The 7,773-nt window shown below is 66.0% G+C and carries 9 protein-coding genes and 1 tRNA gene; 4 read left to right on the forward strand and 6 right to left on the reverse strand.

What is annotated here, in order from left to right; genetic code table 11:
- The 3 genes from AC1D2K_RS24940 to AC1D2K_RS24950 all read left to right on the forward strand — a co-directional run.
- Positions 1 to 288: SRPBCC family protein (locus tag AC1D2K_RS24940; protein WP_478091789.1), on the forward strand; the 288-nt coding region annotated here is incomplete at its 5' end.
- A gap of 89 nt (positions 289 to 377) precedes the next feature.
- Entirely contained in the window at positions 378 to 1,940 is a 1,563-nt protein-coding gene (locus AC1D2K_RS24945; RefSeq protein ID WP_478091790.1) for a long-chain-fatty-acid--CoA ligase, read from the forward strand.
- Between the two features lie 23 nt (positions 1,941 to 1,963).
- Entirely contained in the window at positions 1,964 to 2,587 is a 624-nt protein-coding gene (locus AC1D2K_RS24950; protein ID WP_478091792.1) for a TetR/AcrR family transcriptional regulator, read from the forward strand.
- Between the two features lie 13 nt (positions 2,588 to 2,600).
- On the opposite strand, the gene AC1D2K_RS24955 is transcribed toward AC1D2K_RS24950, so the two are convergent.
- The 3 genes from AC1D2K_RS24955 to AC1D2K_RS24965 form a co-directional block, all read right to left on the reverse strand.
- On the reverse strand, positions 2,601 to 3,818 hold the full coding sequence (locus AC1D2K_RS24955; protein ID WP_478091793.1) for an RtcB family protein: 1,218 nt from the start codon (positions 3,816 to 3,818) through the stop codon (positions 2,601 to 2,603).
- 136 nt (positions 3,819 to 3,954) lie between these two features.
- Positions 3,955 to 4,713, reverse strand: a complete 759-nt coding sequence (locus tag AC1D2K_RS24960) for an SDR family NAD(P)-dependent oxidoreductase (RefSeq protein WP_478091795.1) — start codon at positions 4,711 to 4,713, stop codon at positions 3,955 to 3,957.
- Between the two features lie 34 nt (positions 4,714 to 4,747).
- Positions 4,748 to 5,125 carry a VOC family protein gene (locus AC1D2K_RS24965; RefSeq protein WP_478091796.1) on the reverse strand — a complete coding sequence of 126 codons (378 nt, stop codon included), beginning with the start codon at positions 5,123 to 5,125 and terminating at the stop codon, positions 4,748 to 4,750.
- A 162-nt stretch (positions 5,126 to 5,287) separates the two neighbouring features.
- On the opposite strand from AC1D2K_RS24965, the gene AC1D2K_RS24970 reads away from it, so the two are divergent.
- The gene (locus AC1D2K_RS24970) at positions 5,288 to 6,187 is read left to right on the forward strand and encodes a LysR family transcriptional regulator (RefSeq protein ID WP_478091798.1); all 900 of its coding nucleotides are present in this window, start codon (positions 5,288 to 5,290) and stop codon (positions 6,185 to 6,187) included.
- A gap of 91 nt (positions 6,188 to 6,278) precedes the next feature.
- Here the strand turns inward: AC1D2K_RS24970 and AC1D2K_RS24975 are convergent.
- The 3 genes from AC1D2K_RS24975 to AC1D2K_RS24985 form a co-directional block, all read right to left on the reverse strand.
- Positions 6,279 to 6,354 (reverse strand) — tRNA-Phe (locus AC1D2K_RS24975).
- A gap of 18 nt (positions 6,355 to 6,372) precedes the next feature.
- Entirely contained in the window at positions 6,373 to 7,068 is a 696-nt protein-coding gene (locus tag AC1D2K_RS24980) for a response regulator (protein WP_478091800.1), read from the reverse strand.
- A gap of 78 nt (positions 7,069 to 7,146) precedes the next feature.
- On the reverse strand, positions 7,147 to 7,773 hold a 627-nt coding region (locus AC1D2K_RS24985), incomplete at its 5' end, for a sensor histidine kinase (protein WP_478091801.1).

The raw sequence follows: 7,773 nt of genomic DNA on the forward strand, positions 1-7,773 counted from the left end.
GCGCAACTCAGCAGCCTCGAGCCCCTCAGCGCCACCCGGACGCGCGTGCATGAGCTCACGCTGATTCCAGAAGCGCCGGCTTCGGACAAGGCGACGGCGTACTGGCAAGCCAACGTCGACCTGTATCGCCGCACCCTGGCGGAAGACTACGAACTGGCCGAATCGATTCAAAGGGGCCTGGCGTCCGGCGCCAATGAAGTGCTCACCTTCGGCACTTTCGAATACAGCGCGCCGCGCTTTCATTCGCAGCTCCAGCAGCAAATGGCCGACCTGCAAGCCGGGCGCTGAGCGCCAAGCGCTTCATCAGCGATGCAAAGCCGGCGACCCGGTCGACGGGTGGCTGCGCGTCGCACGAATACAAAACAAGGAGACAAGACATGAATGAAACGAATCTGATCGATGGCCTGGCCCGAAGGGCGCGTGAAACGCCGGACGCGACGGTGTTCGCATCCGGCGCGCAGTCCGTCACCTTCGCCGAGATCGACCGGCGCACGAGCAAACTCGCGAATGCACTGCGTTCGCTCGACATGGGGCCCGGCAGCCGCATCGCGATCCTGACCAGAAGCCCCGAAGACTGTGCCCTTCTCGTGTTCGCGGCCATGAAGATCGGCGCGGTCTGCGTCCCGATCAACTGGCGCCTCGCGCCGGACGAGATCAAGTTCATTCTCGAGGACTCCGGTGCGCGAGTGCTGGTCGCGGATGCGGAGATTCTGGCCCGCGTGTCGGACGTCGTCGCGCAATGCGGCGTCAGCGCCTTCGTGGTCGATGGCGCGACCGGCGATCACTTGCGGCTCGATACCTGGTACGCGAGCTTCGACGACCGTACCGCGGACCGCGCGATCGCGCTCGAGGACGWGGCGCTCCATATCCATTCATCGGGCACCACAGGCCGCCCCAAGGGGGTCGTGCTGACGCATCGCGGCCTGCTTTCCGCCTGTCAGGTGACCTCGGAGGCCTGGAAACTCGACCAGAACGCCACGCTGGGGCATGCGCTGCCGACCTTCCATATCGCAGGGATGCTGCTGCTTCTGTTCCCGATCTACGCAGGCTGCCGATGCGTGACGTTCAAGGAGTTCAATCCGAAGGAGTACCTCTCGGCGCTGTCGAGCCAGAAGATCACGCATGTGCTCGTGGTGCCCGCGATGATCAGCTTCCTGCTGTCGCAGCCCTCTGCGCGCGAATTTGATTTCGGCAGTCTCAAGCTCATGGCGTACGCCGGGTCTCCCATCACCGAGCCCGTGCTTCGCGCGGCGATGGAAGTCTTCGATTGCGACTTCTCCCAGATCTACGGCCTGACGGAGGTGTCGGGCGTGGTCACCACCCTGACGCCCGAAGACCATCGACGCGGCGCCGAACTGCTGCGCTCGGCGGGCCGACCGATGCCTCGCGTGGAACTGCGGGTCGTCGATCCCGTCGCACTGACCGACATGGAAGAGGGGCGCGTGGGAGAGGTCTGGATCCGCAGCGATCGGAACTTCAAGGAGTACTGGGGGAAGCCGGAGTCCACGCGGGAGGCGTTTCCGGAAGGGCGCGATGCTTCGGGCGGTTGGTTCCGCTCCGGCGATGCCGGCTACCTGAAGGGCGGCTATCTCTACCTGAGCGATCGGATCAAGGACATGATCGTCTCCGGCGGCGAGAACATCTATCCGGCGGAGGTCGAGAACACCCTGATGAAACACCCGGACGTGGCCGACGGCGCAGTGATCGGGGTCCCCGATCCCGTATGGGGCGAATCCGTCAAGGCCTGCGTGGTCCTGCGCCCGGGCACGTCGGCCAGCGAGGCCGACCTGATCCACTTCATGCGGGCCCACATCGCCCACTTCAAGTGCCCGAAGACGGTCGACTTCGTCGCGGCGCTTCCGCGCACGGAGTCGGGCAAGCTGCTCAAGCGGGAGCTGCGCGCGACCTATTGGGTCGGGCATGAGCGGGCGATCCACTGAGCGCCCCTTCCTACAATCGCGAGATGCCCAGCAAACCGAAGTCCCGCAAAGAAATCATCCTCGACCGCGCGGAGCATCACTTTGCCGAGCATGGATTTCAAGGCGGGTCGCTGTCGGCCATCGCGCGCGAATGCGATGTCGGAAATCCCGGGCTGCTCCACCACTTCCCGAGCAAGGAGGAGCTGTACCGGGCCGTCCTCGAACAGCAGGCCGAAGAACTGATGGAGCGCCTCAACAAGCGCTTCGAATCGGCCGGCAGCCTGCAGGAGCGCTTGCAAGCCTTTGTCGAACTTCAGGTCGAATGGATGCAGGCGAGGCCGACGGGATTCAAGCTCATCACGCGCGAGCTGCTCGACAACTCCGAGCGGATCCAGGTGGCGCAAGCGAGGCCGCTCGAAGCTTTCCTGGCGGGCAGCCTGCAGCTGCTGGACGATGCGCAATCCGCCGGCCTGGTTCGCCGCGACCTTCCCGCCGTCGTCATCCTCACGATCATTCTCGGCACCTTGAACTACGCGAAGATGGTCCGCCCTACCTTCGAGAAGGCCTTCGCGGACCCGGCGTTGAAGAGCGACCAGCGATGGATGGAATCGATCGCGCGCGATGTGCTGCGCGTCATTTCCCCCGGCGACGGCCCGGCGACTTCGTAGCAGCGCTTGACGCTCATCCTTTCACGCACACCACCTGCTTCAAGGTGTGGACGACCTCGACCAGGTCCTTCTGCGCCGCCATGACCGCGTCGATGTCCTTGTAGGCCATCGGGATCTCGTCGATCACGTCCTTGTCCTTGCGGCACTCGACGCCTTCGGTGGCCTTGACCTGGTCATCGACGGTGAACAGCTTCTTCGCCTTCGTGCGGCTCATCACGCGGCCGGCGCCGTGGGAGCAACTCTCGAAGCTCTCGGGATTGCCGAGGCCGCGCACGATGAAGCTGCGCGCTCCCATGCTGCCCGGGATGATGCCCAGCTCGCCGCGCTTCGCGCTGACCGCGCCCTTGCGGGTCACGAACACGTCCTCGCCGAAGTGGCGTTCCTGCTGCACGTAGTTGTGGTGGCAGTTCACCGCCTCGACGTGCGACTCGAAGGGCTTGGCGATCACCTTGCGCACGGTCGCGATCAGGTTGGCCATCATCACTTCGCGGTTGCGCGCCGCGAACCGCTGGGCCCAGCCCACGCCGCGCACGTAGTCGCCGAAATACTGAGCCCCCTCCTCGAAGTACGCGAGGTCCTGGTCGGGCAGATGGCGCTGGTGCCGTTCGGCGTCCTTCTTCGCGAGCGCGATGAAGTGCGTGCCGATCGCGTTGCCCACGCCGCGCGAACCCGAGTGCAGCATGAGCCACACGGCGCCGGCTTCGTCGAGGCAGACCTCGATGAAGTGGTTGCCGCTGCCGAGCGTTCCCAGATGCTTGCGGTTGTTCGTGTTCCTGAGGCGCGGGTGCAGCTCGCACAGCGCGTCGAACTCGTCCGCCAGCGTCGCCCAGGCCTGATCGACCGCATCGGGCGGGTTCTCCCAGCTGCCTTGATCGCGGCCGCGGTGGCGCGGCGACGCGCCGTGCGGCACCGCGCGCTCGATCGCCGCGCGCAGCGGCCCGAGGTTGTCGGGCAGGTCGTTCGCATGCAGCGTGGTCTTGCAGGCCATCATCCCGCAACCGATGTCCACGCCGACGGCCGCCGGAATGATCGCGCGCAGGGTCGGGATCACCGAGCCCACGGTCGCGCCGATGCCCAGGTGCACGTCGGGCATGGCCGCGATGTGCCTGAACACGACCGGCAGGCGCGCTGCGTTGAAGAGCTGCTTCTTCGCTTCATCTTCGACCGGCACGCCGCGCGTCCACATCTTGACGGGCACGCCGCCTTCGGGGTGTTCGGTGTCGTAGGGCATTTCGTTCTTCCTCGGTTCAATGGGTGAACGCGACGGGACTCGGGTCGGCCGACCGGGGCGGCGCCGGTTCAGGCGGGCCCCCTTCGGCAGGCGCTCTGCCATCAGGCTACGCGCATCGCAGCGGCCTGGCGGGTCATCACACCATCACCCGGCCTCCCGCGACATCAAGCACCACGCCGGTGACCCACGCGGACGCGTCGCTGAGCAGGAACAGCGAGGCGGCAGCCACGTCTTCCGGCGTGCCCAGGCGCCCGAGCGGAAAGCCCTCCAGCATTCGCGTCTGCCGCTCGGGCGAAAGCGTTGCCCGAGTGCGTTCCGTCAACACCGCCGAGGGTGAAACGCAGTTGACGCGCAATCCCCGGGGACCTACTTCCTGGGCCAGGTGGCGGGTCAGCATGATGACCCCGGCCTTTGCCGCACCGTATCCTGCTGGCGCTCCTGATGCCACGCGGGCGCCTGCAGAGGCCATGGTCAGAATGCCACCACTGCCACGCGCCAGCATGCCGGGCAGGAAACACCGGAGGGCAAAGAACGTCGAAGTGAGGTTGTTGTCGATGCTGGAGCGCCAGTCCTGCTCGGTGATGTCCTGCACCGGGACGGGCCGTCCCGTGCCGCCTCCCGCGAAGGCGAGAACGAAGTCCGGCGGGCCGAAATGCGCTTCCACGCGGGCCTGCATGCGCTGGACCTGCACGAGATCCGAACAGTCGGCCTCCAGGCCAATCGCTTCCCCGCCCGCGGCTTGCGCGGCCGCCACACTGGCCTGCAACGCCGCAGGATCGCGTCCATTGATCGCCAGCCGCACGCCGTTGCGGGCCAGAGAGAGGCACGTCGCAGCGCCGATGCCGCGCGAACCTCCAGTCACAACCGCCACCTTGCCGCGCAGGTCTGTGAACACAGGGAGCGCGGCGCCTCTGGCAGGGGTCCGGGCATTAGCGTTGATCATGAGTGCGCACCTCGATGTTGTGGCGATCGGGATCGGAGAAATACAGCGCCTCCGCCCAGCCACGGGCGCCGAATTGCGAGGCGGATCGGCCATCCCGGACGAACGGATCGCCACCGAAAGGAACGCCCATGGCCTGCAGCCGTTCGCGGACGCCTTCGAAGGCGTGCCGGTCCAGGCAAAAGGCCAGATGGACGGGGTCCTTCGGCGGCTCGGCCAGCAGGTCGAGCGTGCTGTCGTCGTTCACGCGAAGCACTTCGAATGGCGCTGCGCCACCGTCGTGGTGCAGGCCGAGCAGCCTTTGGTAGAACTGCACGGACGCCTTCGCATCGCTGACGCGCAGGATGAGGTGGTCGATCTGGAGCATGTCGTCGATTTCCGGAAGTGCAAGGTGGCGCACGAGTGCCCTCGTGGCCGGAGACTTGACTGGTGGAGAAAGCGTGTGACAGTCTAGGATGCGCCGCGGGCCAATGCAGTCATCGATCTGGCATGCCCGTCATTCGAAAACGCATGGAACAGGCTCGGCCCGATGACGATTGACTGGGATGATCTGAAGGTGGTGCTGGCCATCGCCCGCAATGGCACCTTGAGCGCGGCAGCGCGCACACTCGGCACGACACAGCCCACGGTGAGCAGGCGGCTCGAATCCCTGGAGCGGCGCCTGGACGCGAAACTGTTCGACCGCGACGCGGGCGGCTTGCGCTTCACCGCGCTGGGCCAATCCCTGGTCGATGGCCTGGAACAGATGGACGCGGGAGCGCTGTCGGTGCAGCGACAGGTTGCCGCGCGTGATACCGGCCTGAGCGGAGAGATCCTGGTGACGAGCCTGGACTGGCTCGGCGATGAGGTGATCGCGCCGATGCTGGCGCGCTTCGGTGCATTGCATTCCGGGCTGGTGATCGAACTGGTCAACGACACGAAGGTGTTCAACCTGGCCCGTCGCGAAGCGGACCTGGCCTTCCGTTTCGGCTCATTCGCGCAGGAAAATCTGGTGGAGCGCCGCGTCGGCGAAGTCGCGTACGCGCTGTACGCATCCAAGAGCTATCTGGAACGGCATGGGCAGCCTGAAGCCACCGAGGGCTTCAGCGGCCACTTGTTGGTACTTCTGGACCGGGCAGCGGGGGAAGTGCCCCACGAAGCCTGGCTGCCCGCGTTGGCACACCGGGCGCGCACGGTGCTTCATGCCAATGGCCTGCGCTCCCACCTCGCCGCCGTGCGTAGCGGCGCGGCCATGGCCGTGTTGCCGTGCTTCATGGCGGAAGGCGATTCCGCACTGCGTCGCGTCGAGGTGTCGCATCCCATGCCGGTACGCGCGGTGCGGGTCGGCTTTCACTCGGACATGCGCGACACTCCGCGCGTTCGCGCCCTGGTGGACTTCGTCGTGCGGGAGTTCTCGCAGATGGAGAAACTGCTCAATCCGCTGGGTTGATGGGCTTGGGTAGAGAAGCAGTTGCCAGTTGCCAGATGCCAGATGCAAAAACGCCCCAGAACCCGAAACGGGCGCTGGGGCGCTTGGAATTTGGTGGCCTGGGGCGGAATCGAACCACCGACACGCGGATTTTCAATCCGCTGCTCTACCAACTGAGCTACCGGGCCTTGGTGTGCAGCCCGCGATTATACAGCGCTTCGGCGGCCTCGTGAAAGATCGACGCCGAGYTGCTTGAGYTTKCGRTASAGGTGGGTGCGTTCSAGSCCGGTCTTCTCGGCCACGCGGGTCATSGAGCCGTTCTCCATCGCGAGGTGAAATTCGAAGTACGCCTTCTCGAAGCCGTCGCGCGCGTCGCGCAGCGGGCGATCGAGGTCAAAGCTTTGCGTTGACTGCGGGCCCAGATCCGCGGCCTGCAGCTGCGGCGGTGCCGGCACCAGGGCGCTGTCGCCGACGGTGGTCACCACGGCGGCGAAGCTGCTCGCCGGCGGCACCACGCTGGCGGCAGCACGGCGCGCGCTTTCGCGCGCCAGCCCCTGCTCGACCGCCTTCAGCAGCTTCTGCAAGGTGATGGGCTTCTCGAGGAAGGCGAAGGCGCCGATGCGCGTGGCATCGACCGCCGTGTCGATCGTCGCGTGGCCGCTCATCATGACCACCGGCATGCTGAGGAGGCCTGCCGTCGACCATTCCTTGAGCAGCGTCACGCCGTCGGTGTCGGGCATCCAGATGTCGAGCAGGACGAGGTCGGGCCGGGCCCGCTGTCGCGCGGCCCGCGCTTCGGCCGCGTTCTCGGCGAGCTCCACGTTGTGGCCTTCGTCATTGAGAATTTCGAAGAGCAGGTCCCGGATGCCCAGCTCGTCGTCGACCACGAGGATGTTTGCCATGTGTGCTTGAGTTGTGCGCGTTTGTATTTTGAGTGATCGGTCCGTTTGCCGGTCCATTTGCCGCGCGCCGGCAAGCGCTCAGATGATGGATGACTTCGAATCTTCGGTGTGAGCAACCGCTCCCTGCGGCTTCGCTGCAAGCGCGAATGATAACGAGACTTGCGCGCCAGCCACAGCCCCGTCGACGATGCGGTTCGAAAGTTCGATCCGGGCCCCGTGTTCGTCGGCGATTTTCTTCACCACCGCCAGGCCCAGCCCGGTGCCCTTCGCCTTGGTCGTCACATAGGGCTCGAAGGCCCGCTTGAGGATGTTGTCGGCGAAGCCCGGGCCGCTGTCCTGCACCGTGAGTCGCACCCGCTGCCCCGATTCGCCCAACCGGGTGCGGATCACGACCTCGCCGCCCTGCCCGGTGCGCCCGGCATTGGCCTCTGCCGCATCCTGGGCGTTTTGCAACAGGTTGTGAATGACTTGCCGGATCTGCTGTTCGTCGGCGCGGATCGGCGGGCAGCGCTCGTCGAGCTCGGCCTTGAGCGCGACGGCGGCGTGTTCGGGCGGATAGAGGTGCATCACCTCGGTCACCAGCAGGTTCAGATCGACCGGCCGGAGGTCGGCCGCCGGCAGCCGCGCGTAGTCGCGGAACTCGTTCACCAGGCGCTTCATGGCGTCGACCTGGTCGACGATGGTCTTGACCGACTTGGTGAGGAT

Source organism: Variovorax sp. P1_H12_2 (assembly GCF_056405335.1).